Here is a 26,636-nt window from a genome sequence, read left to right on the forward strand (position 1 = left end):
TCGCCCATCACAACCAGTGCGGGTGGGGTGGCGACGACCGCCCGCGGAGAGGCGAGACGATGAGCAGATCCTCATTCGTGGTGTTGGCGTGCGCGGCGGCTGCGCTCGGCAGCGCGTCGTGCGGGGGGACGGACGCGGGCGACGACGCCGCGCCGGGCGAGAGCCCGCAGTTCTCCGTCGACGCCCAGGGCGGCGTCTTCACCGCGGAGGACGGCTTCACGATCGAGGTGCCGCCGGGCGCGGTCAGCGCGGCGACGGGGCTCACCATCGAGCGCGTCGAGGCCACGCGCGACGGCGCGGTTGGGCCCATGTATGTCCTCGGCCCCGAGGGGCAGACGTTCGCCAAGCCGATCACGCTCACGCTGCCGATCACCGTCGAGCTCGAGGCGGAGCTCGGGGAGAACACCTTCCTCGACGCGTACGGCTTCACCGCGCCCACCGGCTCCGACGACTTCACCCCGATGGAGCGTCACGACCCCTCTCCCGCCGGGGTCATCACGGAGACTTCGCATTTCTCCAGCTTCTTTGCCGGGATGATCCCGCCGACGGCGATGGCGAGCCAGCACTACTTCCCGAAGGCGATCGCCGCCGACGACGCCTACCTCTATTTCGCGAGCGGCGGCACCGAGGACACCGCGCCCGAAGACTCGAACGACGGCTTCATCTATCGCGTCAAGAAGGGCACCACCGAGGCGGAGGCGATGACGCCCCCGGATCCCGACCCCACGGCGCTGTGGGTCAACGACACCGACGTGTACTGGGCGAGCGGCGGCGACAACGATCCGGTCATCCCGTCGGCGATCAAGCGCGTCGACAAATCCACCCTGGAGATGGAGACGCTGCTCGAGATCGGTTATCTGCTGAGCCTCATCGGCGACGAAACGTCGCTCTATTTCGGCGACGGCGATGGACATAACATCTACAAGATGGCGCTCGGCGGCGGCGAGCCCGTCGTCCTCGCGGAAGGCGCCGGCAGGCCCGAGCACCTCGCGCAGGACAAAGACCACATCTACTGGACCGGCGGCAAAGCGACCAACAAGGTCTACAAGGTGGCGAAGTCGGGCGGGGAGGTGACGGTCATCGCCGAGAACGAGGCGGAGCCGACCGGGATCGCGGTGGACGCGGAGTTCGTCTACTGGGCGAGCGCCGGCGACGGCGGCGTGTTCAAGGCGCCGATCGCCGGTGGGGCCAAGACGCTGATCCATCAGGGCGGCTCGATGGCGGGGCTGGCCCTCCGGGGCTCGACGCTGTTCTCGACGGACACGAGCCGGAACCGCAGCGTCAACGCGCACGATCTCGAGAGCGGCACGACCGTCGTGCTCGCGCTCGGCCAGCACTTCGCCTGGCGCATCGCCGCCCCGGAAGGTCAGGACGTGTTCTGGACGAACGGCGGCGATTACCGCTTCGAAGGCCAGATCGTCGCCTACCGCGCGCCTTGAGCGCGCGCGTCCCGGCGGCGCGCGCGAGCGCGCGACAGCAGGGGCGCACGCGACGGACGGTGCCTGTTCGCCCTCGCCGCGCTCCGCCGCCGGGCGGCGCCTGCGGCCGCGTCGCGAGCTCTCCTGAGGCCGCTCGCCAGCGCGCCGCGCCGCGCGGCCGGCGGGCTGGGCGCGTTGACGGCGTGAGACGTCCTCGCGTATCTATTCATGTTCGATGCAGATCACCCTCGCGAGCGCCAGGCTGCGAACCGCGCTGTTCGCCTCGATGGCGGCCGTCGCGGGCGCCGGGCTCGCCGTCGAGGTGCTCAAGCCGATCCTCAAGCTGAAGAGCCGCAGCGGCGTCGTCCCGCTGCTCTCGCTGAGCTACGAGCAGAATGTGCCCACGTGGTACACATCGTGTCTGCTGTTCGCGTGCTCTCTCACCCTCGCGGCGATCGCCGCCGGCGCCCGCCGCGCGGGCCGGTTCGTGAAGCACTGGTGGGGGCTCGCCGCGGCGTTCCTGTACATCTCGCTCGACGAGGTCGTGGAGATCCACGAAGCGGCGAGCTCCTGGCTCGACCTGGGCGGCGTCCTGTATTTCGGCTGGGTGATCCCGGCGGCCGTCGTGGTGGCGGCGTTCGCGCTCGCGTACCTCGGGTTCCTCGCGCACCTCCCGCGCGGCACACGGAACCGGTTCCTGCTCTCGGGCAGCATCTATGTCGCCGGCGCCCTCGTCCTGGAGCTGCCGCTCGGGTACTGGACCGCGCAGGCCGGGAGCGACAACCTCGTCTACGCGCTCATCGACTTCGTCGAAGAGTCGATGGAGATGCTGGGCTTGAATCTCTTCCTCCTGTCGCTCGTCGACCACCTCGCCGTGCAGGGGTGGACGATCGGCTTCTCGCCAGCAGCTCCGGAGGCGCCGTCCGCCCCGGTCGAGCGTGCGGCATGAGCGCCCGGGCCGAGCCTGCGTCTCCCGCGCTCACCGCCGCGGGCAGGACGGCCTACATCGTCGGCCCCTGGTACGACTGGGCCTTCTTCCTGCTCCCGCCGCTCGTCGCGCTGGCCGCCGGCGCCTCGATCGCGGGGACGTCGTTCACCGACGCGCGGTTCCGGCTGTATGGGGAGAAGGTCACGTGGGCGGGGCTCTTCATCGGGACGCTCATTCACGGCCACCTCGCCGCGGTGCTCCTCCGGAGCCACGGCAACGCGGAGATCTTCCGGCAGCACCGGCTCCGCTTCCTCGTGGCGCCGGTCGCCCTGTTCGCCGCGATGATGCTGTCCATGTGGGCCGTCGTCTGCGTGACGGTCCTCGTGGTGTTCTGGGACGTCTACCACTCGGCGCTCCAGACGTTCGGCCTCGGGCGCATCTACGACACCCGCGCGGGGAACGCGCCGGCGCTCGGCCGCCGGCTGGATCTCTGGCTCAACCTGCTCCTCTACGTCGGCCCCATCCTGGCGGGCGCGACGATGATCCTCCACTTCCAGAGCTTCGACGCCTTCGAGGACGTGGGCGCCGCCCTCTTCACCTCCGTCCCGGGGCTGATGGAGGCGCACCACCGCGTCATCCGCTGGGTCGTCATCGCCGCAGGGACCTTGTTCCTGGTCTATTACGCGCTCGCTTACCGCTCCCTGTACCGGCGCGGCTACCGGGTGTCGTTCCCCAAGGTGTGGCTGTTCGTGACGACGGGGCTCTGCTCCATCTACACGTGGGGGTTCAACCCCTGGGGACAGGCGTTCTTCATCATGAACCTGTTCCACGCCGTGCAGTACCTCGCGCTCGTCTGGTGGTCGGAGGGCGGCCGCCTCCGCCGGCGGCTGCGCCTCGACGCGCGCCGCGCCGGCAAGCCGATCGCGGTGGCCGTCTTCCTCGCGGGCGTCCTCGCGTACGGCGTGTGGGCCGAGCTCGCGCCGGCGGAGGACCGCGCGCTCTGGTCGCTCACGCAGACCGTCGCGCTGATGCACTTCTGGTACGACGGCTTCATCTGGTCCGTGACCCGCAAGCAGGTGTGAGGCGGCGGCATGCGGATCATGAGCACCTCGGGACAGGTCCACGGCCGCGCGGCGCCGCCGGCGCGCGCCCGTGGCGCGGGCGGACGGCCACGCGGGCGCGGCCGCTCTGGTACGATGCGGCCGGCTCACCCGGCCGCCGAGAGATGGACTCCGCAGTCGAAGCGCTCGATCCGGGCTTTGCCAAAGAGGGATGTATGAGAATCCAGGGTTGTCTCCGCTCCGTGCTCCTCTCGCTCGCGGTGGTCTCCACGGCGCTCGTCGCGCCCGCCTGCAGCAAGTCGCCGCAGATCACGGCGGAGAGCATCGAGGACAACTGGGCGCTGACGGAGCAGCACGAGCCCGGCTCCGTGGTCATGACCGTGGCCCAGGACGGGCAGGTGACGGTGCTCGTGAAGGACAGCGGCGGCAAGCCCATCGAGGAGGGCGTGTCGGGCAACCTCACGGTCAAGGTGCCTGGCAAGGACGGCGCCCCGGTGAAGGCGGAGCTCGTGCCGGAGCCCAAGTCGGGCGGCGTCCTGCGCGCCAAGATCCCGCCGCTCGAGGACGACCTCACCGAGGTGGGCTACGAGTTCAAGGTCAGGGGCGAGCCGTTCACGGGCGTGCTGCACGTGCCGCGCGGCGGGACCCGGGAGCTCCAGGAGAGCGCCAAGGAGAACCAGGCGACCAAGGTCGATGGGCTGAAGGGCCCGAACGGCGGCGTGCTCCAGCCGGTCGGGGACGACATCGTGGAGATCGTCGCCGACAAGGAGACGGGCGACCTGCGCGTCTACGTGCTCGATCTCAACCTCAAGCCGGTCCCGATCGGCGAGCGCGAGATCAAGCTGGCCATCCACACGGCGTCGGGCCCCGACGTCATCGTGCTCGCGCCCGGGCCCGATCGGCTTTACTTCACCGGCAAGCTGAAGGCGAAGGTCAACCCGACCAAGATCACGGTGGTGCTCAAGGAGGGCGGGCACACGGATGTGGTCCTCTGCGGCTACCGGCCGGGCTCGGTGATCGTGGTCGGCCCGAGCGCGCCGGTGATCGGCATCCTGGTCGCCACCGCGTGGGCCGTGAAGGTCGACGTGAGGCCCACGGTCGTGGTGCACGACGACGATGACGACGACGGCCGCCGGGTCATCGTCATCCACAAGGGCAAGCACAAGGGAAAGGGCAAGGGCAAGTGGCGCTGGAAGTGAGGAGGGCCGGCGCCGCGGCCTCGCGCGGCGCCCCGGCGAGGTGACGCGGCGGCCCGGCGCGGTAAGGTAGCGGCGCCGCGCCCGCCTCACCCGACGGAAGGCCCTCCTCGATGATCGATGCGCCCGAGCTCCCCGACCTCTCCCCCGACGACGCTCACCCCCGGGCGGCCGCTGCCCTGGCCGACCCGTTCTTCTGGTCGCTGACCGACGAGACCGCCCCGTTCGGCAACGAGACGGCGCACGAGACGCTGACCGCGTTCCGCGACTTCCGCGACGAGCACCCGAAGGGGAGCCCCCTCGAGCTGCTCGACGCGCTCCTCGCCCGCTGGGAGGTGGAGAGCGCCCACTGGAACGCCGTGGACGCGGCCGAGGTCCAGGCGCTCGGCGAGGAGGACGAGTACGGCCTGCTCACGCGGGACGAGGCGATCCTCGCCCTCGCCTTCAGCCAGATCGTGACCGAGGGCAGGCTCGACCCCGAGGTGCGCCGCCGCGCGCTCTTGGCGCTGGCCCGGCAGGCGCTGCCCGCCCTGCTCAGCGCCTTCGAGGGGCGCGCCCTGGAGCGCGCGCTCAGGATCGACCGGATGAGGGCCGTCCTCGCGGAGCGCTGGGAGTAGCGCGGCGTCGCTCCGGTCGCCTCGAGGGCCTACCGCCATTGGAAAATGGGGTATGCCGCCAGGCCAAAAGAAGCGAATCCTCGAATCCGAGCCCGTCTTCCTTCGGATCCTCGACCGCGTCCCACCTGCACGCGGGCGCTTGGATGATTGAACCTCGACAGGCCTGCTCGTCCTGGGGACAGCGTTCCCCTCGTCGATGCGACACACTGTAGTGGGGCTCGCAGAGAGCGTCAGTGGATGCGTCTACCGACCGAGTTGTCAGGGAGACCCTGAATTTCGTGCCGCTCCGTCGCCAGCGCCTGGAGGGCTGGATGGCCGCAATCGGGCCGGATTTCGCGGCCTTGGGGCATGTCGAGCAGCCCGACCGACAAGCCCTCGTGTCACCGGTGTCTTCGAGCGTCGTGCCATCGAGGCATGCGGCTGTTGCGCTCATGGAACATCGAGCTCATCGGTGCGTCGGTGCATGGATGATCAGGTCCCCCTCTTCCTCAGCGCGAGGACTCGGCAGGGACGGCAACGCTCGTCGCCCCCCTCGGCCGATCCGCTGGAGCGGGCGCTACGCGCGTGATACAATCCACGTTCCGGCGATCGACGTCGCGGGACCGTTGACGAGCGGGTAGGGCATAGCGCCCCGAAGGAAAAAGGAGTGCGGAATGGAGCTTAGAGCATGGTGCGCGGCGCTTTGCGCAGGGATGGTGGGTCTTGTGGCGTGCGGCGGTGACTCGGGCACCAACGACGACAGCGGTTCGCCGGGCGCGGCCAGCGGAGGGAGCCAGGGGCAGGGGGGGGACATCTTCGGGTCGGGGAGTGGCCCCTTCGGGCAAGGCGGGGGCTCCTTCGGCAACGGGGTCAGCGGAGCGACCGGCGGGACAGGGGGCAGCGGCGCGAACAGCGCGGGGTGCCAGCACGTCGATGTCGTGTTCGCGCTCGACAACTCCTCGAGCATGAACGAGGAAAAGCAGTCGATGCGCGAGGTCGTGTTCCCGGCCTTCGCGCAGGCGCTGCTCGATATCAGCGGCATCCAAGACTTCCGCGCGGCCGTGATCGACGCCTGCCCGCTTCCTGCAAATTTCCACACGCGCGGCGCCGCAGGCCAATGTTCGTTCCAGAGCGGACAAGTGTGGATGGATAGCTCGAGCTCCGACCTCACGGGCGAGTTCCAGTGCGCCGCAAATCTTTATGTGGACGATGTCGAGTGCACCGGCAGGAACGACGACGAACAGCCCGCGTCCGCCGTCGCCGCCGCGCTGGAGCCGCCGTTCTCCCAGGAGGAGAACGCGGGGTTCGTCCGCGATGACGCGCTCCTCGTGGTGGTGGTGATCACCGATGAGGACGAGCAGCCCGTCCCGCGCCAGGAGCCGCAAGCGATCCACGATCGCCTGGTCAAGGTGAAGGGCGACGCGAAGAACGTCGTGTTCCTCGGCATCGGCGGGAAGACCGATTGCGAGGGGGCCTATGGGAGCGCGGATGAGGCCCGCAACCTGCAGCGGCTCGTGAACACGTTCTCCTCCGACGGCCGCGGCTTCTTCTGGGATCTCTGCGCGGGGCGCCTCGAGGACGGCCTCACGAACGCCCTCACGGCGATCGAGGAGGCGTGCGAGGAGTTCGTGCCCGTCGTGAATTGACGCGAGCCGGGCGCCAGCTCGACCTCGCGAATACCCGCCTCCTCTCCCGTGATCTGAGCTGACCGCCGCGCGCTCCGCGATCCGCCGAGGAGCGCTCGGAACCCCCGGCGCACGCGCTGGATCGCGACCAGGAGGGGTCCAGAGCCCGCGCGAGCGCTCTGGATTGCGATCCGGAGGGGTCCGGACCCCCCTTCTGGCACAAGATCGAGCGCTTTTGAGGGGTAAATGGCACAAATCTGCTCGGAATCGGGCGTTGTTTGGCACAGATTCCGCCGGAATGGCTCTCCGCGGAACGGTTCGGAGGGGTCCGGACCCCGGTGTGTCGCAATGCATTGCGGTTGAGCCAGTGTCGGACCCCCCTCCCATGGCACAGATGGCGGATCGCTTGGCACATCTGTCCCATCCATGCAGGACGTAACCAGGCCAGGCACCATCAGGCCGACCCCTCGGGGGACAGGACCAGGCCCTGCAGCACGACCGCTGTCGGGCCCCTGGAGCGCACCGGCCCCTACGTCCACAGGGCAGCGCCGCGCCGCCCGCCATCCGTCATTGGCAGGGCGGGTCCCCGAGCGCCGCCGCGCACAGGGTCGGATCCTCGAACGCGCGGCTCACGTGGAGCAGCCGGCAGGCGACCGTGTCGCCCTCGGCGCTCGCGACGGCGTAGCCGGAGTCGCGGCCCGCCCCCGACACGTCGCCGCAGTCGAGCTCGCACGCGCCCCGGTCCCCGAAGATCTCGTCGAACGCCTCCTTGCAGCCCGCCTCGAGCAGCGTGCAGTACGACGCGCAGTTGCCCGTCGTCGTGGAGTCGCCGTCGAGCCCGCAATGGCCGTCGCCGCCCGGCCCCGCGTGCGCGCAGTGGGTGTCCGGGGCCAGCAGCGCGCTGTAGGCGTGGTACTGGCGGCAGCCCACCGTGTTCTCGCTCCGGTCCTCCGTTCCGCCCGGCGGGAGCGCCGCGCAGACGGTGAGGCACTGCTCGATCGAGTCGTAGACGGCCCGGTCGCCCTCGCAGGACGTCATGACCACCCGGCAGAAGTCCTCGCAGCTCGGCTCGGTCCCCTCCGGCTCGATGCAGGGCGTCACCGGCATCAGGCTCGCATGCTGGCAGTGCTCGTCGGGGTCCACCGTCGCGGAGCTCACGTGCACGAGGCGGCATTGCAGCGTGTCGCCCTCGTGGTTCTCGATGGCGTCGAACCCCTCGTCGTTCCGGAGCCCCGCGCACTTGGCGACGCACTCCGCCTGCGTGGGGAGCTCGGGCGTGCACGCCGCCGCCTGCAGCGCGCAGTAGCTCTCGCAGTTGGTCCCGCAGACGCCGTCGCCGCCCGGGCCCGCCGCCGGACAGTGCACCGCCGGCTCCCCGGTGAGCCCCGCCAGCTCCGCCTGGCGCGCGCGGCAGGCGAGCGTGTTGTCCACCGGCTCCAGGGGATCGCCCGCCGGGAGCGCCGCGCACACGCCGTGGCAGGTGTCCAGCGTGGAGTACACCTGGTTCTCGCCCGTGCAGTTCGCCATCACGTCGGCGCAGTACGACGCGCACGCCTCGCTCACGGGGGGCTCCTGCTCCTCCTCCGGCGGAACGTAGGTGCGGTCCTCGATGCCGGCGATGGCGTGGCAGCCGAGCCAGCCGGAGAGCGCCGCCGGGGCGAGCAGGACGAGCGGCAAGAGCCCGGTCGGGAGGGCGCGCCTCATTGGAACGTCCCTCCGACGCGCAGCCCGACGTTGCGCGCGCCCACCACCGGCCCCACCTCGACCCGCGACGACGGCCGCGGCGCGACGAAGTACAGCACCGCGCCGCCGGCGAGCGCGGCCGCCCCGAGCCCGAACGCGATGTTCGAGGCGGTGGCGGCGCTGCTGGCCTCCTCGGTCAGCGTCACGCCGCGCGGATCCTCGCACGTGCTGCCGCCCTTGCAGTAGCCCTCGGCGTCGCCGTTCTTCGAGATGGCCTTCACGCCGAAGAACGTCCCCACGCCGAGCCCCACGACGCCCGCGCCGCCCACGACCAGGCCGAGCAGGCGCATCGTGTCGCCCCGCGATTCGACCGGCGCCGGCGCGGGCGCCGGAGCAGACGCCCGCGCAGGGGCGCCGACCGCGGGCGCGGGGACCTCCGCCTCGCTGGGCGGCGGCTTGACCGGGTCGGGCGGCGGCCCCTCGAGCCGCTTGAGCGCCGGCACGTCGACGTTCGCCGAGGCCTTGTTGCTCCCGAGCTTCACCGTCGTCTTCCAGGTCTCATGGCCCGGCGCGCTCGCCTCGATCGCGATCTCGCCCGGATCCACCGGGATCGCGATGCCGAAGATCGCCGGCTCGACGGGCTGCCCGGCGGAGCGCACCGCGAACCCCTGGAGGGCCAGGTTCTCCGGGGCGACGCCGATGCTCAGCTTGGACAGGCCCGGCTCCAGCCGGGCGGCCCTCGCCTGCGCCTTGCGAGAGCGCTCGGCCTGGCCCGCGGCCCTCGACTCCGACGCGGCCTGGCGGAACGTGGCCCAGGCGCTCGCCGTGCGGCCGGTGTTCTCGTAGCACTCGGCCAGGTAGAGCAGCGTGCCGATGCCCGGGTCGATGCGGTGGCTCTGCTCCAGCCTCGGGCACGCCTCCTCGCTGCGCCCCTGCTTCATCAGATCGAGCGCCGCGTCGAAGAGCGCCTCCGCCGTCGCCTTCTCGGCGGCGCTCGGCTCCGCCCGCGCGGGGAGCGCCCCGGAGATCAACGCCGCGCACAGACCCAGGGCGACGGGGTGTGCGGTGCTTCGCTGATGCCGTCTCATTCGTCCTGTACTCTCCTCACAAGCTGGCCGCGACGCGGCCCGAGGGCCGTCGCCCGGTTGACGCGGGCGCCGCGCTCAGCGCCGCCCGCCGAAGTCGCTGATCGTGGTGTTCCGGCGCGGCTCCTGGCGCGCGCTCGCGCCGGGCTGCGCGTGCTCGGCGGGGCGCGCCGCCGCGCTCGCCGGCGGCGCGGCCGTCCGGGCGGCGGGATGCGCAGGCGGGCTGGAGGCCGCCGCCGGCGCGGCGGCGCTGTCGGCGGCGGCGGGCGGCTCGGGCGCGGCGGCGCTGGCGGCGGCCGCGGGCGGCTCCGGCGCGGCGGCGCTGCCGGCGGCGGCGGGCGGCTCGGGCGCGGCGGCGCTGCCGGCGGCCGGCGCGGCTTCGGGCGCGGGATCCTGCGCGGCGGCGGCGGGCAGCTGCGTCGCCGCGGGCGCGGGGGGCTGTTCGCCGCCGGCGGTGCTCCCGGAGCGCAGGAAGAGGAAGAGCAGGGCGCCGAACGAGAACGCGGCCAGCGCGGCGCCGACCGCGAGGGCCGCGCCGAGGAGCGCCCCCTTGCGCCCTGCGCGCGGCGCGTGGCCCGTGTTGCTCCACGAGCTCACCGCGGGCCCCGTCTCCGCGGACGCCGCGGGGGACGGCGCGCCGTGCGGCACGGACGGGCGCGCTCCGGCGAGCTGCCCGCCGGTCGCCGCGCCGGGCGGAGGGAGCGAGATGCCGGGCTGGCTGTACGCCGGCGGCCGGGCGCCCGGGAGGCCGAGCACGCGGCGCGCCCGCTCGACGTGCACGTGGCTCCCGGCCGGGCCGAACGCGAGGAGCGCCGCCGCCAGATCGCCGACGTTCCTCCACCGCTGCTCGGGGTCCTTGGCGAGGCAGTGCATCACCACCGCGTCGAGCTCGCGCGGCACGTCGGCGCGCAGCTGCGCCATCGTGGGGGGCGTCTCGTGGAGCAGCGACGCGAAGAGCTGCGGCACCGAGTCGCCGTTGTAGGGCGTCCGGCCGATCAGCATCTCGTACACGATCACGCCGAGCGCCCAGATGTCGGTGCGCGCGTCGACGTCCTTGGCGCAGCGCACTTGCTCCGGGGACATGTAGAGCGGCGAGCCGAGGAGCGCCGCGGTCTTTGTCAGGGCCAGCTCGTCGCGCGAGCCGCCGAGCATCGATTTGGAGATCCCGAAATCGAGCACCTTGATGATCCGCCCGCCGTCGGGCCGGCGCGCGAGGAACAGGTTGGCCGGCTTGAGATCGCGGTGCACGATCCCCGCGGCGTGCGCCTCGGCCATGGCCTCGATGGCCTCGAGGACGTACCCGACCGCCTCCACCACGGGCAGCGCACCTCGCGCGCGGATCTCCTCCGCGAGGTTGTTCCCCTCCAGGAACTCCATCACCATGTAGGGCATTCCGTCCTGCATCGAGCCGACATCCAGGACGCGCGCCACGTGCTCGCTCTTGATCCTGGCCAGCGCGCGCGCCTCGCGCCGGAACCGCTCCGCCGGGTCGCCGCCCTCGGTCCCGGGCGAGTGCAGGAACTTCATCGCGACCCGCTGATCGAGCTCCAGGTGCCACGCGGCGACGATCGTGCCCATCGCGCCTGCGCCAACGATCTGCTCCACGCGGTATTTGCCCGCCAGCACATCGCCTATCGCAACGGGAGCCGCCACCATGGCCCGTAGGCTAGCCGAGATCCGAGGGGATCACCTACTCCGGAGCGCCGCGTCCTGCGCGCGGGACACAACGCTCCGGCGAGCCGCCCCACCCCGGCGGAACTGTGCGCCCGGACACGCGCGCCCGGACACGCGTATCCGGACATGCCGTGGGCGACCCGAAGCCCGTGCCCGCGCCGGCGAGGCGATCACGGGCGCGTCAGCGCGACGCCCTCGACGCAGCGCCAGCGCTCGGTCGGCCCGTCCACGGTCCACAGCTCGAGCCGTTCTGCCCACCATCGGTCGTGTCCGAGCGAGAGCACCCGCGGATCCGCGGCGAGGGACCGGCGGCGGTCTTCCGGCAGGTCGCCGTAGACGAGGCTCACGTGCGGGCGAAAGGGGCGCTCGCCGGCGCCGAGCGCGGCCAGCGCGGCGCGGCGCAGGGCCGCGAGCGGCTCGGTGAGCGCCACGTCGAGGAACACGCACTGGTGGCGGGAGGCGCCGACGGCGGGGCCGCATGCCCGGAGCTCCACGGGGTGGAGGGCGCCCTCGAGCTCGCCGAGCCGCGCGGCCAGCGCGGCGCCGTCGCCGCGCAGCCCGGAGACAAGGGTGAGGTGCGGCGCGAACGCCGGCCCGCCGGTCTCCCGGGCGAGCGCCGCGATGAGCTCCCGGAGCCGCGCGGCCGGCGCGCCGCCGGGGACGAGCCACAGGGCGAGCGCCTTGTCCTCCGCCATCGACGGCTCCCTCGCGCCGCCGGGCCCCGGAGGCAAGCGGCGGCGCGCTCGGGGCAGGCGCGCGCGTCACGCGCGCGCCGCGAGGCGCCGCTCGATGTGGCCGATCGCCGTCGCAACGCCGTCCTCGCCGCGGATCTTGCGGCCGAGCTCCTCGGCGCGCTGCCGCATGCCGGCGTCGGTCGCGGCGGTGTGGATCGCGGCCGCGAGCGCCTCGGCGGTGAGGCGCGGCCGCGGGATGGCGCGCGGGCCGACGCCGAGCTCCTCGACGCGCCGACCCCAGTAGAGCTGGTCGCCGAGGTGCGGGACGACCACCGCGGGCCGCCCGGCGCGCAGGCACGCGGCCACGGTGCCGGCGCCCCCGTGGATCACCGCCGCGGCGACGCGCGGGTACAGCCAGTCGTGCGGCGCGGCGTCGATGCGCAGGATCGAGTCGGGGAGCGCGGCGTCGCCGAGCCCGGCCCAGCCCGAGAGCAGGACCGCGCGCCGGCCGCTCCGCACGACGGCGTCGACGAGGAGCCGGGTGGTCGCGGCGGGATCGTGGGACGTCATGCTGCCGAAGCCGACGGCGACGGGCGGCTCGCCCGCCGCGACGAACCGCTCGAGCGCCTCGGGCGGCCGGTACGCGCCGCCCTCGTCGAGGAACCAGTAGCCCGTCGTGTGGAAGCCGGGCGGCCAGTCCGGGGCGCGCGGGACCACGTGGGCGCTGTAGCCGTGGACGACCAGCATGCGGCGCAGCGTGGCCAGGTACGCGCGCCGGCCCTGCGGCGGCAGGCCGAGCCGCTCGCGCACGCGGTTCGTCACGCCGGCGTACCAGCGCCACACCGTCGGCTCGATCAGGAGCTTGCCCACGAGGAGGTTGAGCGCGCTGTCGCCGCGCGGCACGGGGGCGACCGTCGCGGTCGGGCCGTGGCGCGTGGCCAGGATCGAGGGCTGGAGCGGCATGCTGACCTGCACCGCGCCGGAGGCCTCGGCGATGGACGCCGCGTACGTGTCCGAGGTGAAGCTGCTCAGGATGAGCTCGGCGCCCTCGCAGGCGCGCAGCGCGTCCTCGGACATCTCCGCGCCGTAGCGATCGATGATCTGCTGCAGGATCCGCGGCTGGGCCAGGGGATCGGTGCCGCGCGCCACCCACGCCTTGCCGAGGTCGCTCTCCATGATGTCGACGGTGTCGACGCTCGCCGGGATCGCCGTGAGGCCGTGCGCCTCGATCCAGCCCTGGAAGCTCTTGCCGGCGAGGACGCGGACGTCGTGGCCGCGGCCGGCGAGCGCCTTGCCGAGCGCGATGGCGGGCTGGACGTCGCCCCGGGTCCCGACGGCGAGCACGGTGGTCTTCATGCGGGGCCTGCTCGCCTCAGAGCGCCTTCCAGGACGCCTCGCCGGACGGCAGCCGCGGCGGCTCGACCGACAGGATGTAGTCGACGCGGCGGTTGCGCGGCTCGTCGACCTGGTCCGCGGTCTTCACGAGCGGCGCCGACTCGCCGAGCCCCTCGAACGCGACCGGGAGCTTCAGGCCGCGGCCCTTGAACCAGGCGGCGATCGCGCGCGCGCGCCGCCGCGACAGGGCGAGGTTGTGCTCCTCGCTGCCGACGGTGTCGGTGTGGCCGACGATGAACAGGGTGATCTTGCCGAGCTCGCTGGTCTTCGCGACGACCTCCGAGATCTTCTGGAGGCTCGCCTCCAGCTTGGGCACCTCGGGCGCCCGGATGACATCGGAGTTGGTCTCGAACTGCACCTCTTCGTGGGGGATGCTCACGTTCCAGGGGAGGATCGCGACCCCCGCCCAGTAGCCCTGGGTGTCGTGGCCGTACACCTCGATGCGCGCGACGGTCTCGTCGCTCGACGGCGTCCAGGTCACGGTGAGCGGCGTGCCGGCCGCGGCCCCGCCGAACGGCTTCTCTTCCTCGGCGAGGACGGCGCCCGACTGGCCGACGACCTTGATGCGCACCTTGGCGGCGGCGCGCGACAGCTTGACCTCGATCTGGCGGCCCTTGAGGTCCACCTTGGACCGGTCGATCGTCACCTCGAGCGCCGGCGGCCTGGGGGCCTTGTCGCCCTGCGCGGGCGCGGGGGCCGGGCCGTCGCCTCGAGCGGCGGCGGGGGCGAGCAGCGAGGCGGCGAGGAGCAGGGCCGGGAGATGGCGCATGGGGACCTCATCTCGGAGGGTGAGGGAAGTGAGGAAGACGGGCCGAGTATACCACCGGGACGCGGGCGCCGCGCCGGCGGGCGTCCGGCGCGCCGCGCGATTTCGCCGCGTCCCCCGGCGCGGTTCTCTGCGCCGCGCCGGGCGGCGGTGGCGGTGGCCGGCGCGATCTCGTAGTGTCGGCGGGCGTCGAGCGGCGCCCCTGCGAGGCTCTCCGGCGCACCAGCGCACATGGCAGTCACCATTTTCGATCTCTTCAAGATCGGCATCGGGCCGAGCAGCTCGCATACGGTCGGGCCGATGCGCGCGGCGCGGATGTTCGCGGTGGATCTCGACGCGTCGGGCCTGCTCGACCGCACCGCGGCGGTCCGGGTGGAGCTGTTCGGCTCGCTCGGCGCCACGGGCCGCGGCCACGGCAGCGACAAGGCCGTGCTCCTCGGGCTCATGGGCGAGACGCCGGACGGCGTGGACGTCGAGCGCGCGGGCGAGATCGTCGAGGGCGTGCGCCGGAGCGGCCGGCTGTCGCTGCTCGCCCGGCACGAGATCGGCTTCGAGGTGAAGGGGCATCTGGCCTTCCTGCACCGGAGCTTGCCTTTCCATCCGAACGGCATGCGTTTCACGGCGCTGGACCAGGGCGGCGCCCCGCTGCGCGTGCGGGTGTATTATTCGGTGGGCGGCGGCTTCGTGGTGAACGAGGCCGCGGCGAAGGGGGAGAATCCGATCGGGGAGGACGCGACGCCGCTCCCGTATCCGTTCCACAGCGCCGCGGAGCTGCTCGCGGCGTGCGCGGCCGGAGGCCTGTCGATCAGCCAGGTCATGCTGGAGAACGAGAAGGTCTTCCGTCCGGAGGCGGAGATCCGGGCGGGCCTCTTGCGGATCTGGGCGGTGATGCAGGAGTGCGTGCGGCGCGGCTTCCGGGCAGAGGGCGTGTTGCCGGGCGGCCTCAAGGTGGCGCGCCGCGCGCCGGCGCTGTACCGCAAGCTCATCGAGAGCCCCGAGGCGGGCCTCCGGGATCCGCTGACGGCGATGGACTGGGTGAGCCTCTACGCGCTCGCCGTGAGCGAGGAGAACGCCGCCGGGGGCCGCGTCGTGACGGCGCCGACCAACGGCGCGGCGGGGATCATCCCGGCGGTCCTGCACTATTACCGGCGCTTCGTGCCGACGTCGACGGACGAGGGGGTGATCCGGTTTTTGCTGACGGCGGGCGCGATTGGCCTTCTTTACAAGGAGAACGCGTCGATCAGCGGGGCGGAGGTGGGGTGTCAGGGCGAGGTGGGCTCCGCGTGCTCGATGGCCGCGGGCGCGCTGGCCGAGGGGCTGGGCGGCACGCCGGCGCAGGTGGAGAACGCGGCCGAGATCGCGATGGAGCACAACCTCGGGCTCACGTGCGATCCGGTGGGCGGGCTCGTCCAGGTGCCGTGCATCGAGCGCAACGCGATGGCCGCGATCAAGGCGATCAGCGCCGCGCGCATGGCGCTGCACGGCGACGGGGCGCATTTCGTGAGCCTCGACAAGGTGATCAAGACGATGCGCGACACGGGCGCGGACATGGAGTCGAAGTACAAGGAGACGGCGCGCGGCGGCCTCGCGGTGAACGTGGTCGAGGTGCCGGTGGAGGTCGGGGTCCACCTGCCGGAGTGCTAGAGTCCGGCGTCGGCGGATCTCGCCCTTCTGCGATGCTGTAATGTTCTGCGGCTCGGAGTGGCTTGATTCAACTTTTGCCGGACTGGAAGAACTCGAAGCGCGGCTTGCGCCGGAGTTCTGCGGTCGACTAGCATCCACGCGGCAAGCGCGCGCCATCGTCGGCGACGCCAGCGCAAGAGGTGCTCGGACATGCGTCGATTTCAGGATCGCGTCCTCGTGGCCGCGTCGATGTCTCTGGGGCTGCTCGCGGCCGTGCCAGCGCGCGCGGCGTCCGTGGTGAAGGTGGACCGGGCGACGTGGAAAGCGAGCGGCGTGCCGGACTACGTCAACATGAACATCTATGTCCCGGACCGGCTGGCGGACAATCCACCCATCGTGGTGGCCTGCCACTCGTGCAGCACGCCGGTGAGCGGGTTCTTCAACAGCATCTCGGGGGTCCGCGCGGGGGCCGACCGGAACGGCTTCATCATCGTCCTCCCGGAGGCCACCGGCCGGAACTGTTGGGACGTGGGCTCGACGAAGTCCCTGACCCACGACGGCGGCGGCGACACGCAGGCCGTCGCTCAGATGGTGAAATACACGCTCGAGAAGTACGGCGGCGACCCGAAGCGCGTCTACGTGATGGGCGGCTCCTCCGGAGCGATGATGACCCAGGCCATGCTGGCCGTGTACCCGGACATCTTCAGGGCCGGCGCGGCGAGGGCGGGGGTGCCGGCTGGGTGCTGGGCCGACGGCTTCGACCCGAGCAACCAGTGGAGCGGCAACTGCGCGGGGGGCAGGACGAGCAAGACGGCGGCGCAATGGGGAGACCAGGTCCGCGCGATGTATCCTGGCTACACGGGACATCGCCCGCGTCTTCAGATCTTCCACGGCACGGCGGACGCGACGATCAACTACAAGAACCAGGGCGAGGCGATCAAGGAGTGGACGAACGTCCTGGGGTTGAGCGAGGCCCCGGCCTCGACCGACAGCACGACCTCGAACGGAACCACCTATGAGCGCCAGTTCTGGAAGGACGAGTGTGGCTACACGGTGTTCGAGGCCTGGTCAGGGAAGGACGGCGCGCACTCCATGCCGTACGAGGCCGACGCCATCCTCGCGTTCTTCGGTCTCGATGAGGCCGGCGGGGCCGATCCGGAGCCCGCTTGTCCGGGGCCTGACGGCGGCGGCGGCATGGGCGGCGCGGGCGGCGCGGGCGGCTCGGTCAGCTCCGGCGGCGGCACCGGACCGGCTGCGGGGAGCACCACCGGCGGGGGCGCGGACGTCGGCACCGGCGGGCAGCCCGCCGGCAGCGGTCCGGGCGGCGGCGGTCCGGGCGGCGGCGGTCCGGGCGGCGGCACGGGCGGTAGCTCCTCGACCGGCGCTGCGGGCAGCGACGACCCCGGCGCGGGCCCGGACCCCGCATCCGAATCGGGCGGATGCGCCTATGTCGCCGGCGATGCGAAGCCGATGAGCTCGATCGCGGCGGCCGTCGCCGTCGGCCTCGGGCTGCTCACGTTCCGCCGCCGGCAGCGAAGCGCCGGGCGGTGACTCGCGGCTTCGCGCCTACCTGACGGGCCCGGTCAACCGCGTGCTCCCCGGAGGCGGCTTCCACACGCCCCTCGTGCCGTACCTGCTCTCCTCCAGCCGTGACGCCGTCTCGTACCACCCCACCGACCATCGGGGCGACTACGGGGTCGGCGTGCGGTGCGCGCGCGCGCCGTGAGCCCGCGGCGCGGGCCGCGAGCGTGACATGTCACGCCTCGGACCGTGACATGTCACGCCTCGGACCGTGACATGTCACGCCTCGGACCGTGACATGTCACGGTGGCTCGCCCCGCGCAGAGCGCGAGCCCTCGGCCCGCGCGCGCCGCGACGCGCCCGGTTCGGCCGGAGTTGCCGCGCCGGCGCGGTCCATCGGAGGGCGCGCCAGGCGGCATGTGCCTTGCTCATCCGGGCGTCGGCTCGCAACACACAAGCGCGGGATCGCCGCGCCATCACCCGGGGAACGGAGCATCATGATGTCTGCGCCGATACCGATGACGACCATGAACCTCCTCGCGAGGTCCGTCGCTGCAGAGGAGCGGCTCGACGAGGCGGTCGTCTGCGCCAACGTGCCGAGCCCGCTGTCCGCGGTCGCATTTCATCAGGATGTCGAGTGCATCCGGCGGTTCTTCGCCGCGGGGTTCCCGGTCCACCTGGCGGTCCATCGCGTGGACGGCGCCGAGCCGGCGCGCCGGGACTACACCGCGCTGCACACCCACGATGTCCCGGAGATCAACCTGATACTCCCCGACCCCACAGGCCTGGAGTACCGCATCGAGCTCGGCTCCACCGCCCACCACGTCACGAGCAGCACGAGCATCTGGATCCCGCCGGGCGTCCCGCACTCCGCCAACGTGGTCCAGGGCTCTGGCTACCTCGTCACCGTGCGCCTCGATCGCGGGGTTGCGACATGAGCTGCGGTCTTCCTCGCAACCTCGACGCCGACGCCGACGCGACCATGCCAGCCATGACCATGTCCCACGCCGCGCAGGCCTACCGGAGAGGGAGCCTCTGGCAGAAGGGGCGCGGCGAGCGCCTCATCGAGCTCGCCGGCGTGAGGCGGGGTGAGCTCGTGCTCGACCTCGGCTGCGGCACGGGCGGCCTCACGCAGCAGCTCGCCGAGCTCGTCGGCCCCGGCGGGCGCGTCGTCGGGATCGATCCGGACGTGGCGCGGATCGCGCTCGCCCGGGACACCGCGGCCGCGCCCAACCTGGAGTTCCAGCTGGGCACGGCCGAGACCCTCGGCGACATCGCCCGGGACCGCGCCTTCGACCTCGTCTTCTCGAACTTCGTGTTCCACTGGATCCGCGACAAGCGGGCGGTCCTCCGCCAGCTGCGCGGCCTGCTCCACCCCGCCGGGCGCATCGTCGTCCAGTGCGTCTCGTCGCTCCCCGTGCTCGTCGGGGAGCTCTCGCAGCTCGCGGACCCGTCGGGGGAGACGATCCTCCGGGACTTCGCCTTCGAGGACGCCTCGGCGCTCGCGCACCACGTCGAGGGCGCCGGGTTGCAGCTGATCCGCCTGAAGGAGCAGCAGGGGACGCACGTGTATCCGACGCTGGACGCGCTGCTCACCTGGTGGCGGGCGACGACGCACGACCGCTTCGATCCACGGGCGATCGAGCCCGCGGCGCTCGCGCGGTTCGCCGAGCAGCATGGCCAAGGCGGCGCGTTCCTGGTGCACGAGACGTTCTGCTGGTTCGAGGCGCGGATCGCCCCGGCGCACGCGTGGGGACGCCGCGGCTGACCCGGCGCCCCCTCCGCGGCGGCTCCCTCGCCCCGCGGCCGTTCATCGACCCTCCGCCGCGCGGCGCCCGCGCGCCGCGCTCAGCCCGTCACGCCTTGCGCCGGCGCGACGCGCTCAGCCCGTCACGCCTTGCGCCCCCACAGCTCCTCGGTGGCGAGCCGCGCGCCCTGCGCGAGGGACTCGAACTTCGCCCACATCACCGACGGGTGGACGCGCTGGATGTGGTCGGCCTGGGCAAACCCGCAGTCCGACCCGGCGATGACGTTCTCGCGGCCCACGATGTTGGCGAACCGCACGATGCGATCGGCGACCACCTGCGGGTGCTCGACCGTCGTGATGTGATGGGTGATCACGCCGGGAATCAGGATCTTCCCCGGCGGCAGCTTCACCTTCTGCCACACGCGCCACTCGTGCTCGTGCCGCGGGTTCGCCGCCTCGACCGAGTACGCGCCCGCGCGGACGCGGAGGATGAGGTCCACGATGTCCTCCAGCGGCGCGTCGGACATGTGCGGCAGGTGCCAGCTGCCGAAGCACACGTGATAGCGGACGCGATCCTCCGGAATGTCGCGGAGCGCGTGGTTGAGCGCCTCCACGCGCAGCTCGGCCCACTTGCGGTACGCCTGCGGGCTCTGCTGCACGAGGTGGTCATACATGTTCGCGAGCACCGCGTCGTCCACCTGGACGACCAGGCCCGCCTTGGAGATGGCCAGGTACTCCTCGCGCAGCGCCTCGGCGAGGGCGAAGATGTACTCGCGCTCGCTCCCGTAGAACTCGTTCAGGCCGTTGAACACGGCGCTCCCTGGCGCGACGACCGTGAGGAACCCCTCCGCGACGTTCACGCCGGCGAGCGCGGCCTTCAGGTTGTCGACATCCCGCTGCACGTCGCCCGGACGGTAGCGGAGGGCGCTCGTACAGACGTGCTGCATGAGGGTGCCGGGGTTGTCCTTGAACTCGAGATCGACGACTTCCTTGAAGCGGTCCTTGTCACGCCCGAGCCAGTCGCGCGGGCTCTTGCCGCCAGGCCGGAGCTCGAAGCCCGACACGCGCTCGAGCACGTAGTTCGCCCAGCTCGACTTGCCGTACTCTCCATCGTTCACGATGTCGATCCCGGCCGCCGCCTGCCTGCTGACCACCGCGGCGACCGACTGGCGCAGCAGCCTGGCGTAGCCCTCCGGGTCCTTCGGCGGGCCGAGGCGCTGGCTCGCCATCTCGAGCATCGCCGCCGGCCGCGCGATGCTGCCGACGTGGGTGGTGAGAATCCGGTCTTCGCTGCGTCTCATGACCCTCTTGGCTCCAACGATTCCGGTCGTCCACGACCTCGAACGAGCCCTCGCTCGCCCTCCGAAGCGCGATGAGGGCGCCCCCGGCACGCCCCGGCGCGATCGTTCGGCAACGCCAGCTCTCACCCAGGGTCGGGCTCGCTCACGTGGCAATCGAGGTTGTCTCCGCTGGAAACCCGAAGCGCCTGGGGCGAACGAACCGGATTTCCTCCTCCCCGACCCCTAACACGCGCCCAGCTCGCGGCGCAACGGCCAAAGGTGCCCGTCCACACCTCGATGACACCCCCTTTCCGGCTCCTGTCCTGAGTCCATCGTTCGCGCTCCTTCTGGGGTGAACTCAAGCGAATTTTTCAATGGGCGAGGGGCCCTCCTGTCCCCTCTTACGATGGGCTCGCACAGATACAGCAGGTCCTCGGCGCGCGCGTCGGCAGGACGCGCCTTGACACCCTGCGTGCGCCGCTGAGCGCGGCGAGCTGCCTCGGCGCGAGCGCCGCGACGGATCAGCGCGGCTCGACGGGAGCTCACCGATGCTTCGGGGGCGCGCGCCCCTGCCCGGCGGGCGCGGCGCCGGGCGATGGACGCGCCAGGCCAGGTCGAGTAGTGAGGGGCAACCCCCTTCGCGTCGCGCCGAGCAGCAGGCCAGATGGACAAGGACGAGATCGAGATCATTTCGCTCATCGATTCGGCGAAGTTCATCGGCCTGCCGCTCGCGATAACCGTGCTCACCGTCATCATCATGCTGGTCGACGGCTTCGACCTGCAGGCGATGGCGTTCGTGGCGCCCGAGGTCCTGAAGGAGTGGGGGATCGCCCGTGCGGCGCTGACGCCGGCCCTGACGGGCAGCATGGTCGGCATGGCCATCGGCTCGGTGGCGCTCGGCTGGGCCGGCGATCGCATCGGGCGCAGGAATTCGTACATCGCCTGCATGGCGTTCCTGGCCCTCGGGTCGTTCTTCTGCGCCCACGCCGGCTCGCTCACCGGCCTCACGATCTGGCGCCTGGTGACGGGGATCGGGCTCGGCGGGGTGACGCCGCTCGCGGCCGCCATGATCTCCGAATGGACCCCGAAGCACGCCCGCAGCGTCGCCGTGGCGTGCGCCATGGTGGCCGTGCCCCTCGGCGGCATGCTCGGGGCGGGGGTCGCCCAGCGGGTCATCCCGATGTACGGCTGGCGCGGTGTGTTCTGGATCGGCGCGGCGCTGCCGCTCGTGCTCTTCGTGGCGGCGATGTTCCTGCTGCCCGAGTCGCCCAAGTACCTCGCGCAGCGCCCCCACCTGCACGGCCGCCTCGCGAAGCTGCTGAACCGCCTGTTCCGCGAGCGCCGCTTCACCGGCGACGAGCGCTTCGTGGTGGCCGAGCCGCCGCCGCCGCCCGAGAGCTGGCTCGCCGCGCTGCTCGGCGCCACGCACCGCTCCACCACGCTGCTGCTCTGGGCCGCGTTCGCGCTGAACACGCTCGCGCTGTTCTCGTGCGTGAACCTGCTGCCCACGGTGCTGTCGTTCACGGGCATGAGCACCGCGGAGTCGCTGCAGGGCTCGAAGTTCTTCAATTTCGGCGGGTTTTTCGGCGCGGTGGGCGGCGCCGTGATGATCGGCTGGTGGGGCTCGCGCCGCGTGGGCGCGGCGCTCTCGACGGTCGGCGCCGTCGCCACGTTCCTCATCGGCACGACCATCCTCGATAGCGGGGGCGTCCTCGACGGCCGGTCGCTCGCGCTGCTCACGCTCGCGGGCATGGCGATGAACGGCATGCAGAGCTTCCTCTACACCGTGGGCGCGCACTCCTATCCCACGTATATCCGCGCGTCTGGCGTGGGCTGCGCGCAGACGGTGTCTCGCGCCGGCGGCCTCCTCGGCACGGTGGCCGGCGGCTCGTTCTTCGCGCTCGAGCCGCAGCCGCCCGTGAGCTACTTCTTCTACGCCGTGGCCGTCGCCGTCGCGCTGGTGGTCGTGAGCTTCGCCTCGCTCCGCACGCACATCCCGGGACGGAAGAGGAGCGCTTCGCCGCAGGCCCAAGGGGGTGGGTGAGCAGGGCGGGGGGCCGTGACGCGGGGCGACCTCCGCGCGCCTCGCGGCACCGAGAGCGGAGCCCAAGTGCCCCGTTGTGCTCCCCATGGAATCTCCTATGCTCTGACCATGCAATGGAAACAGCGATTGCTTGTTCTTGGGCTCGTGAGCTCTCTCGGCTGTGCCATCGGCGACTCGGCGTCGCGTACCGGCGGCGCCGGCGGCGGCGGCGGTGCGGGGGGCCGGGACGTCTCGGACGGCGCCGGAGGCTCGGGCGGTACGGGGGGCCGGGACGATCTCTGGGGCTCGGGCATCGGTGGGTTCGTCGTTTCCGACTGGGATTACAAGCCTATCCCGCTCGATGGCCGCCCGGCCTGCGAGGAGCGCCCGGTGTTCTGCGAAGATTCAGGCATCTCCGCCGAGGTGGCGGCGAAGCGCGTGGTGGAGATCGGCAACGCTTGTCGCGTCCCGAATTTCCCGTGCGGCGACGCGATCGGGGTCCTGTTCGATAGCGTGGGCTGCGCCATCGGAAGCGATGCTTTCAAGCTCGACGAGAAATCGGCGTCCTGCGTCGACAAGGCCCTCACGGAGGAGCGATGGGCTTGCGCCGCGGACCTGTTCGTGATCGGTGGCGGCTGGCTTTGCGAATGACCGGCGCTCGCCTCGACGCGCCGCCCCGGGCGCATGGCCGATCGCCACGGCGATCCCGGCGCCCGCACCGCGCGTGACCGCCCCCCTCGCGCTGCGTCGGCATCTAACCAACGAGGGCCACGCGCGCTGTCCGGCGCGGTCTTCGAAGGGGGCCTATGTCCGTCCGCATCACCGATGTCGTCGCCCGCGATATCCGCTTTCCGACCTCGCGCTCCCTCGCCGGATCGGACGCCATGAACCCCGAGCCGGACTACTCGGCGGCCTACGTCGTGCTCGAGACCGATGGCCCGGCGCGGCTGGAAGGCCACGGCCTGACCTTCACGATCGGCCGCGGCAACGAGCTCTGCGTGGCGGCCATCGGCGCGCTCCGGCCGTTGGTCGTGGGCAGGCGCCTCGACGAGGTGACGGCCGACATGGGCGCATTCTGGGACGAGATCACCGGCGACAGCCAGCTCCGCTGGATCGGCCCGGAGAAGGGGGTCATCCACCTGGCGACGGCGGCGATCGTCAACGCCGCCTGGGATCTGCGGGCGAAAGCGGCGGGCAAGCCGCTCTGGAAGCTGCTCGTGGACATGACCCCCGAGGAGCTCGTCCGCTGCGTCAGCTTCCGCTACATCACGGACGCGCTCGGCCCCGACGAGGCGCTCGAGATCCTCCGCCGGAACGCGCCGACCCGCGGCGCGCGGGAGCAAGACATGCGAGCGCACGGCTTCCCCGCCTACACGACGTCCGTGGGGTGGCTCGGCTACTCCGACGCCAAGCTGCGCCGCCTGTGCCGCGAGGGGCTCGCGCGCGGCTTTTCCCATTTCAAGATCAAGGTCGGCGCGAGCCTCGAGGACGACATCCGCCGGGCGCAGATCATCCGTGAGGAGATCGGGGCGGACCGCAGGCTCATGATGGATGCCAACCAGGTGTGGGACGTGGACCAGGCGATCGCCAGCATGCAGCGCCTCGCCGCGTTCGATCCGTGGTGGATCGAGGAGCCCACGAGCCCCGACGACATCCTCGGCCACGCCGCCATCGCCAGGGCGATCGCGCCGATCGGCGTGGCGACGGGGGAGCACGCCCACAACCGGGTCATGTTCAAGCAGCTGTTCCAGACGGGCGCCATCCGGTTCTGCCAGGTGGATGGCGCCCGGCTGGGCGGGGTCAACGAGGTGCTCGCCGTGCTGCTCATGGCGGCCAAGTTCGGCGTCCCGGTCTGCCCTCACGCCGGCGGGGTCGGCCTGCCGGAGATCATGCAACATCTCTCGCTCTTCGATTACATCTGCGTGAGCGCGTCGCTCGAGGATCGCGTCCTGGAGCACGTCGATCTCCTCCACGAGCACTTCGTCGATCCGGTCGTGATCGAGGCTGGCCGCTACATGCCGCCCAGCGCGGCTGGGTGCAGCGTCACCCTGCGGCCCGAGTCGCTCGAGAGGTTCGAGTTCCCGTCCGGGGAGGCGTGGTTGAGGCAACGGCAGGCGTCGGTGATGCCCTGACCGGGCCGGCCGTCCTGCCGGGCGGCGCGGCCTCGCGGTGATCCCCGTCACGAGCGGCCGGGCCCCGCCATCGGCCTTGCGTCGGCCATCTCCACCCATCTACCGCCGATCTACTGTGTCCGGTTCATGGCCTGACGCTGCGCGGCGATGCGCGTTGATTGGCGTTGATGCGCGTTGATGCGCGTTGATGGCCGACGCGTCCCTCCGGCGCAGCTGGCCAGATCCAGGGCGAGCGCCGGTGTCGGAGATTTGTTTACGTTTCTTTGGTAAAGACCATTTCCATCCTTGCCGCGGCCGCCTGCTCGTGCGCATCTTGCTCGGTGGCGCGCCGGCAGAGGTCGTCACTTCCGACGACCGCTGTCGTCGTGTCGAGAGCTTTCTTTTGGCAGTCGCGGCGCTGTGTCCCGGGGGCAGCCTCGTGCTCGCGCGGCCTGCCGTGGAGATCGAGAGTCATGACCGACAAGAAGCAAGGAGCACCTTCGTCCAGCTCGGACCGTACGCGCCGCCAGGTGCTGAAGCAGGCGGTGGGCCTCGGCGCGGGGCTGGCCGCCGCGAGCTTGCTCGGCGGAGAGGCGTCCGCCGCGCCGCGCCCGCGCATCCGCTCCGGGACCTTCACGACCAGCGATGGGGTCGCGCTCAACTACCTGGAGGCGGGCCGAGGCGAGCCGCTGCTCCTCTTGCCGGGGTGGTCCCAGTCGGCGGCGCTGTACCAGGCCCAGATCCTCGCCTTCGCGCAGCGCTACCACGTCTTCGTGCTCGACTGGCGCGGCCACGGCGAGTCGGAGAAGGTCGATTACGGCTACCGCATGGCGCGCTTCAGCAGGGATCTCTACGAGTTCCTGCGCGGGACGAAGCTCAAGCGCGTCACCGCGCTCGGGCACTCGATGGGGTGCGGCGTGCTCTATAGCTACTGGGACAACTACGGCGGGCAGTACCTGGATCGGCTGATCCTGGTCGACGTGGGCCCGGCGATGACGGTCTGGCCCGACTGGTCCGAGGAGGAGAGGGTCGAGGCGGGGTCCCTGTTCACGCCGCAGTCGCTCTACGACACGGCCGCCGCGCTGCGCGGCCCCGACGGGATCGCCACGACCCAGGGCCTCGTGGCCAGCCTCTTCAGCCCCGGCTATCCGGCGGATCGGCTCGCCGCCGTGGTCGAGGAGAACCTGAAGCTCCCGCGCGAATACGCGGCCAAGCTGCTCGTGGACCAGGCCGCGCAGGACTGGCGGGACGTGATCCCGCGGATCGACGTACCCACCCTCGTGGTCGGGGGCGAGATCAGCATCTTCAGCCCCATCTCCCAGCAGTGGGTCGCCGACCAGATCCCCGGCGCAGAGCTCATCATCTTCAGCGCCGAGGAGGGGGGCAGCCACTTCATGTGGCTCGAGAACCCCGAGAAGTTCAACGAGGATGTGCTCGATTTCCTCGGCTGCTGAGCCGCGCCCCCCGCTCAGGGGTTGAGGCGCGCAAGCGCGGAGATCATGCGTTCGCCGATGTCGGGGGGCCCGGGGAAGATGCGGGTCACGGCGCGTTGGTGTGCGAGCCCGTGCAGGCCGAGCCACAGCGCGATCGCGTCGGCGGCGGGATCGGTGCTGGTGGAGCACCCGGCGGCGACGCAGCCGCCGAGGGCGTCGACGAGGATCTTCAGGGCTCCCTCGCCGAGCGTGGTCAGGTCCCGCTCCGTCAGGGAGCTGTCGCCCAGCGTGGGCATCCAGAGGCCACCGAACATGGTGCGATAGCGCTCTGGATGCGTCCGGGAGAACTCCAGATAGGCGTTGCAAACGGCGTATAGCCGCTCTCGTGGATCGTCGCCGGCCTCTTCCGCGGCGCGGCGCAGCTGGCTCTCGAGCTCGGCGAAGGCCTGCTGCACGACGGCCAGCATGATGGCCGGCTGATCGGGGAAGTGGGGGTAGATCGAGGGGGCGGCGATCCCGACCCGGCGGGCCACCGATCGCAGCGTGATGGCGCGCTCGTCGCCGGCCTCGTCCAGCAGCGCGACCGCCGCGGCCACGATGTCGTCGCGCAGGCGGGCGCCCTCGCCGCGGCGGTTGCGGTCGCGGGCCGGTTTCGGTGCGGCCGACGCCGCCGTTCCGCTGTCTCCCATGGTGTTACCTTACACCAAAAAACTTATCGCTGTTAGCCCTCACGGGCGCGGCATGTTCGTAATATTTGTTACAATTTCTCCTGCTCGACGGCGGCGACGCGTGGGCCG

Annotated in this window: 22 protein-coding genes; 14 read left to right on the top strand and 8 right to left on the bottom strand. The window is 71.8% G+C overall.

Annotated elements, in window-relative coordinates; all coding sequences use genetic code 11:
- Nucleotides 1-59 precede the first annotated feature (59 nt).
- From WMF20_RS10780 to WMF20_RS10805, 6 genes are all read left to right on the top strand, one after another.
- Nucleotides 60-1,439 carry a DUF5050 domain-containing protein gene (locus WMF20_RS10780; RefSeq protein ID WP_437612950.1) on the top strand — a complete coding sequence of 460 codons (1,380 nt, stop codon included), beginning with the start codon at nt 60-62 and terminating at the stop codon, nt 1,437-1,439.
- A gap of 214 nt (nt 1,440-1,653) precedes the next feature.
- Entirely contained in the window at nt 1,654-2,367 is a 714-nt protein-coding gene (locus WMF20_RS10785) for a hypothetical protein (protein ID WP_437612952.1), read from the top strand.
- Entirely contained in the window at nt 2,364-3,428 is a 1,065-nt protein-coding gene (locus tag WMF20_RS10790) for a hypothetical protein (protein WP_437612954.1), read from the top strand. The genes WMF20_RS10785 and WMF20_RS10790 overlap by 4 nt, the downstream gene beginning before the upstream one ends.
- Nucleotides 3,429-3,622: 194 nt before the next feature.
- Nucleotides 3,623-4,606: a hypothetical protein gene (locus WMF20_RS10795; RefSeq protein WP_437612956.1), complete on the top strand. Its 984-nt coding sequence runs from the start codon at nt 3,623-3,625 to the stop codon at nt 4,604-4,606.
- Between the two features lie 110 nt (nt 4,607-4,716).
- Nucleotides 4,717-5,220: a hypothetical protein gene (locus WMF20_RS10800; protein WP_437612958.1), complete on the top strand. Its 504-nt coding sequence runs from the start codon at nt 4,717-4,719 to the stop codon at nt 5,218-5,220.
- A 653-nt stretch (nt 5,221-5,873) separates the two neighbouring features.
- On the top strand, nt 5,874-6,845 hold the full coding sequence (locus tag WMF20_RS10805) for a hypothetical protein (RefSeq protein WP_437612960.1): 972 nt from the start codon (nt 5,874-5,876) through the stop codon (nt 6,843-6,845).
- A 546-nt stretch (nt 6,846-7,391) separates the two neighbouring features.
- Here WMF20_RS10805 and WMF20_RS10810 read toward each other — a convergent pair.
- The 6 genes from WMF20_RS10810 to WMF20_RS10835 form a co-directional block, all read right to left on the bottom strand.
- Nucleotides 7,392-8,528, bottom strand: coding sequence for a hypothetical protein (locus WMF20_RS10810; protein WP_437612962.1), 1,137 nt, complete (start codon nt 8,526-8,528; stop codon nt 7,392-7,394).
- The gene (locus WMF20_RS10815; RefSeq protein WP_437612964.1) at nt 8,525-9,595 is read right to left on the bottom strand and encodes a hypothetical protein; all 1,071 of its coding nucleotides are present in this window, start codon (nt 9,593-9,595) and stop codon (nt 8,525-8,527) included. The genes WMF20_RS10810 and WMF20_RS10815 overlap by 4 nt, the downstream gene beginning before the upstream one ends.
- Nucleotides 9,596-9,670: 75 nt before the next feature.
- Complete coding sequence (locus WMF20_RS10820) at nt 9,671-11,248, bottom strand: serine/threonine-protein kinase (protein ID WP_437612966.1); 1,578 nt, start codon at nt 11,246-11,248, stop codon at nt 9,671-9,673.
- Between the two features lie 188 nt (nt 11,249-11,436).
- Nucleotides 11,437-11,961, bottom strand: coding sequence for a 2'-5' RNA ligase family protein (locus tag WMF20_RS10825; RefSeq protein WP_437612968.1), 525 nt, complete (start codon nt 11,959-11,961; stop codon nt 11,437-11,439).
- A gap of 66 nt (nt 11,962-12,027) precedes the next feature.
- Nucleotides 12,028-13,296, bottom strand: a complete 1,269-nt coding sequence (locus WMF20_RS10830; protein WP_437612970.1) for a glycosyltransferase — start codon at nt 13,294-13,296, stop codon at nt 12,028-12,030.
- Nucleotides 13,297-13,312: 16 nt separating this feature from the next.
- Complete coding sequence (locus WMF20_RS10835; RefSeq protein ID WP_129574267.1) at nt 13,313-14,104, bottom strand: OmpA family protein; 792 nt, start codon at nt 14,102-14,104, stop codon at nt 13,313-13,315.
- 228 nt (nt 14,105-14,332) lie between these two features.
- On the opposite strand from WMF20_RS10835, the gene WMF20_RS10840 reads away from it, so the two are divergent.
- From WMF20_RS10840 to WMF20_RS10855, 4 genes are all read left to right on the top strand, one after another.
- Nucleotides 14,333-15,745 carry an L-serine ammonia-lyase gene (locus WMF20_RS10840; protein WP_437612972.1) on the top strand — a complete coding sequence of 471 codons (1,413 nt, stop codon included), beginning with the start codon at nt 14,333-14,335 and terminating at the stop codon, nt 15,743-15,745.
- Between the two features lie 189 nt (nt 15,746-15,934).
- Nucleotides 15,935-17,275 carry an extracellular catalytic domain type 1 short-chain-length polyhydroxyalkanoate depolymerase gene (locus tag WMF20_RS10845; protein WP_437612974.1) on the top strand — a complete coding sequence of 447 codons (1,341 nt, stop codon included), beginning with the start codon at nt 15,935-15,937 and terminating at the stop codon, nt 17,273-17,275.
- 488 nt (nt 17,276-17,763) lie between these two features.
- A complete protein-coding gene (locus tag WMF20_RS10850; protein ID WP_129581289.1) occupies nt 17,764-18,183 on the top strand; it encodes a hypothetical protein in 420 nt (139 codons plus the stop codon).
- A 53-nt stretch (nt 18,184-18,236) separates the two neighbouring features.
- Complete coding sequence (locus tag WMF20_RS10855; protein ID WP_437612977.1) at nt 18,237-19,013, top strand: class I SAM-dependent methyltransferase; 777 nt, start codon at nt 18,237-18,239, stop codon at nt 19,011-19,013.
- 122 nt (nt 19,014-19,135) lie between these two features.
- On the opposite strand, the gene WMF20_RS10860 is transcribed toward WMF20_RS10855, so the two are convergent.
- On the bottom strand, nt 19,136-20,293 hold the full coding sequence (locus WMF20_RS10860) for a cobalamin-independent methionine synthase II family protein (RefSeq protein ID WP_437612979.1): 1,158 nt from the start codon (nt 20,291-20,293) through the stop codon (nt 19,136-19,138).
- 643 nt (nt 20,294-20,936) lie between these two features.
- On the opposite strand from WMF20_RS10860, the gene WMF20_RS10865 reads away from it, so the two are divergent.
- The 4 genes from WMF20_RS10865 to WMF20_RS10880 all read left to right on the top strand — a co-directional run bounded on the left by WMF20_RS10865 (nt 20,937) and on the right by WMF20_RS10880 (nt 25,860).
- Nucleotides 20,937-22,316, top strand: coding sequence for an MFS transporter (locus WMF20_RS10865; RefSeq protein ID WP_437612981.1), 1,380 nt, complete (start codon nt 20,937-20,939; stop codon nt 22,314-22,316).
- Between the two features lie 66 nt (nt 22,317-22,382).
- A complete protein-coding gene (locus WMF20_RS10870) occupies nt 22,383-22,946 on the top strand; it encodes a hypothetical protein (RefSeq protein WP_437612983.1) in 564 nt (187 codons plus the stop codon).
- A gap of 155 nt (nt 22,947-23,101) precedes the next feature.
- On the top strand, nt 23,102-24,427 hold the full coding sequence (locus WMF20_RS10875; protein ID WP_437612985.1) for an L-fuconate dehydratase: 1,326 nt from the start codon (nt 23,102-23,104) through the stop codon (nt 24,425-24,427).
- A 452-nt stretch (nt 24,428-24,879) separates the two neighbouring features.
- A complete protein-coding gene (locus WMF20_RS10880) occupies nt 24,880-25,860 on the top strand; it encodes an alpha/beta fold hydrolase (RefSeq protein WP_437612987.1) in 981 nt (326 codons plus the stop codon).
- Nucleotides 25,861-25,874: 14 nt separating this feature from the next.
- Here the strand turns inward: WMF20_RS10880 and WMF20_RS10885 are convergent, their stop codons facing one another.
- Nucleotides 25,875-26,528 carry a TetR/AcrR family transcriptional regulator gene (locus WMF20_RS10885; RefSeq protein WP_437612989.1) on the bottom strand — a complete coding sequence of 218 codons (654 nt, stop codon included), beginning with the start codon at nt 26,526-26,528 and terminating at the stop codon, nt 25,875-25,877.
- Between the last annotated feature and the right edge of the window lie 108 nt (nt 26,529-26,636).

Source organism: Sorangium sp. So ce834 (assembly GCF_051521425.1).
GTDB lineage: Bacteria > Myxococcota_A > Polyangia > Polyangiales > Polyangiaceae > Sorangium > Sorangium cellulosum_D.

Coding starts and splice junctions, on each gene's coding strand:
- WMF20_RS10810 (WP_437612962.1), bottom strand. CDS start 8,528: ATGAGGCGCGCCCTCCCGACCGGGCTCTTGCCGCTCGTCCTGCTCGCC.
- WMF20_RS10835 (WP_129574267.1), bottom strand. CDS start 14,104: ATGCGCCATCTCCCGGCCCTGCTCCTCGCCGCCTCGCTGCTCGCCCCC.
- WMF20_RS10865 (WP_437612981.1), top strand. CDS start 20,937: ATGGACAAGGACGAGATCGAGATCATTTCGCTCATCGATTCGGCGAAG.
- WMF20_RS10815 (WP_437612964.1), bottom strand. CDS start 9,595: ATGAGACGGCATCAGCGAAGCACCGCACACCCCGTCGCCCTGGGTCTG.
- WMF20_RS10800 (WP_437612958.1), top strand. CDS start 4,717: ATGATCGATGCGCCCGAGCTCCCCGACCTCTCCCCCGACGACGCTCAC.
- WMF20_RS10780 (WP_437612950.1), top strand. CDS start 60: ATGAGCAGATCCTCATTCGTGGTGTTGGCGTGCGCGGCGGCTGCGCTC.
- WMF20_RS10840 (WP_437612972.1), top strand. CDS start 14,333: ATGGCAGTCACCATTTTCGATCTCTTCAAGATCGGCATCGGGCCGAGC.
- WMF20_RS10860 (WP_437612979.1), bottom strand. CDS start 20,293: ATGAGACGCAGCGAAGACCGGATTCTCACCACCCACGTCGGCAGCATC.
- WMF20_RS10795 (WP_437612956.1), top strand. CDS start 3,623: ATGAGAATCCAGGGTTGTCTCCGCTCCGTGCTCCTCTCGCTCGCGGTG.
- WMF20_RS10825 (WP_437612968.1), bottom strand. CDS start 11,961: ATGGCGGAGGACAAGGCGCTCGCCCTGTGGCTCGTCCCCGGCGGCGCG.
- WMF20_RS10875 (WP_437612985.1), top strand. CDS start 23,102: ATGTCCGTCCGCATCACCGATGTCGTCGCCCGCGATATCCGCTTTCCG.
- WMF20_RS10830 (WP_437612970.1), bottom strand. CDS start 13,296: ATGAAGACCACCGTGCTCGCCGTCGGGACCCGGGGCGACGTCCAGCCC.
- WMF20_RS10855 (WP_437612977.1), top strand. CDS start 18,237: ATGACCATGTCCCACGCCGCGCAGGCCTACCGGAGAGGGAGCCTCTGG.
- WMF20_RS10845 (WP_437612974.1), top strand. CDS start 15,935: ATGCGTCGATTTCAGGATCGCGTCCTCGTGGCCGCGTCGATGTCTCTG.
- WMF20_RS10850 (WP_129581289.1), top strand. CDS start 17,764: ATGACGACCATGAACCTCCTCGCGAGGTCCGTCGCTGCAGAGGAGCGG.
- WMF20_RS10885 (WP_437612989.1), bottom strand. CDS start 26,528: ATGGGAGACAGCGGAACGGCGGCGTCGGCCGCACCGAAACCGGCCCGC.
- WMF20_RS10790 (WP_437612954.1), top strand. CDS start 2,364: ATGAGCGCCCGGGCCGAGCCTGCGTCTCCCGCGCTCACCGCCGCGGGC.
- WMF20_RS10820 (WP_437612966.1), bottom strand. CDS start 11,248: ATGGTGGCGGCTCCCGTTGCGATAGGCGATGTGCTGGCGGGCAAATAC.
- WMF20_RS10785 (WP_437612952.1), top strand. CDS start 1,654: ATGCAGATCACCCTCGCGAGCGCCAGGCTGCGAACCGCGCTGTTCGCC.
- WMF20_RS10805 (WP_437612960.1), top strand. CDS start 5,874: ATGGAGCTTAGAGCATGGTGCGCGGCGCTTTGCGCAGGGATGGTGGGT.
- WMF20_RS10880 (WP_437612987.1), top strand. CDS start 24,880: ATGACCGACAAGAAGCAAGGAGCACCTTCGTCCAGCTCGGACCGTACG.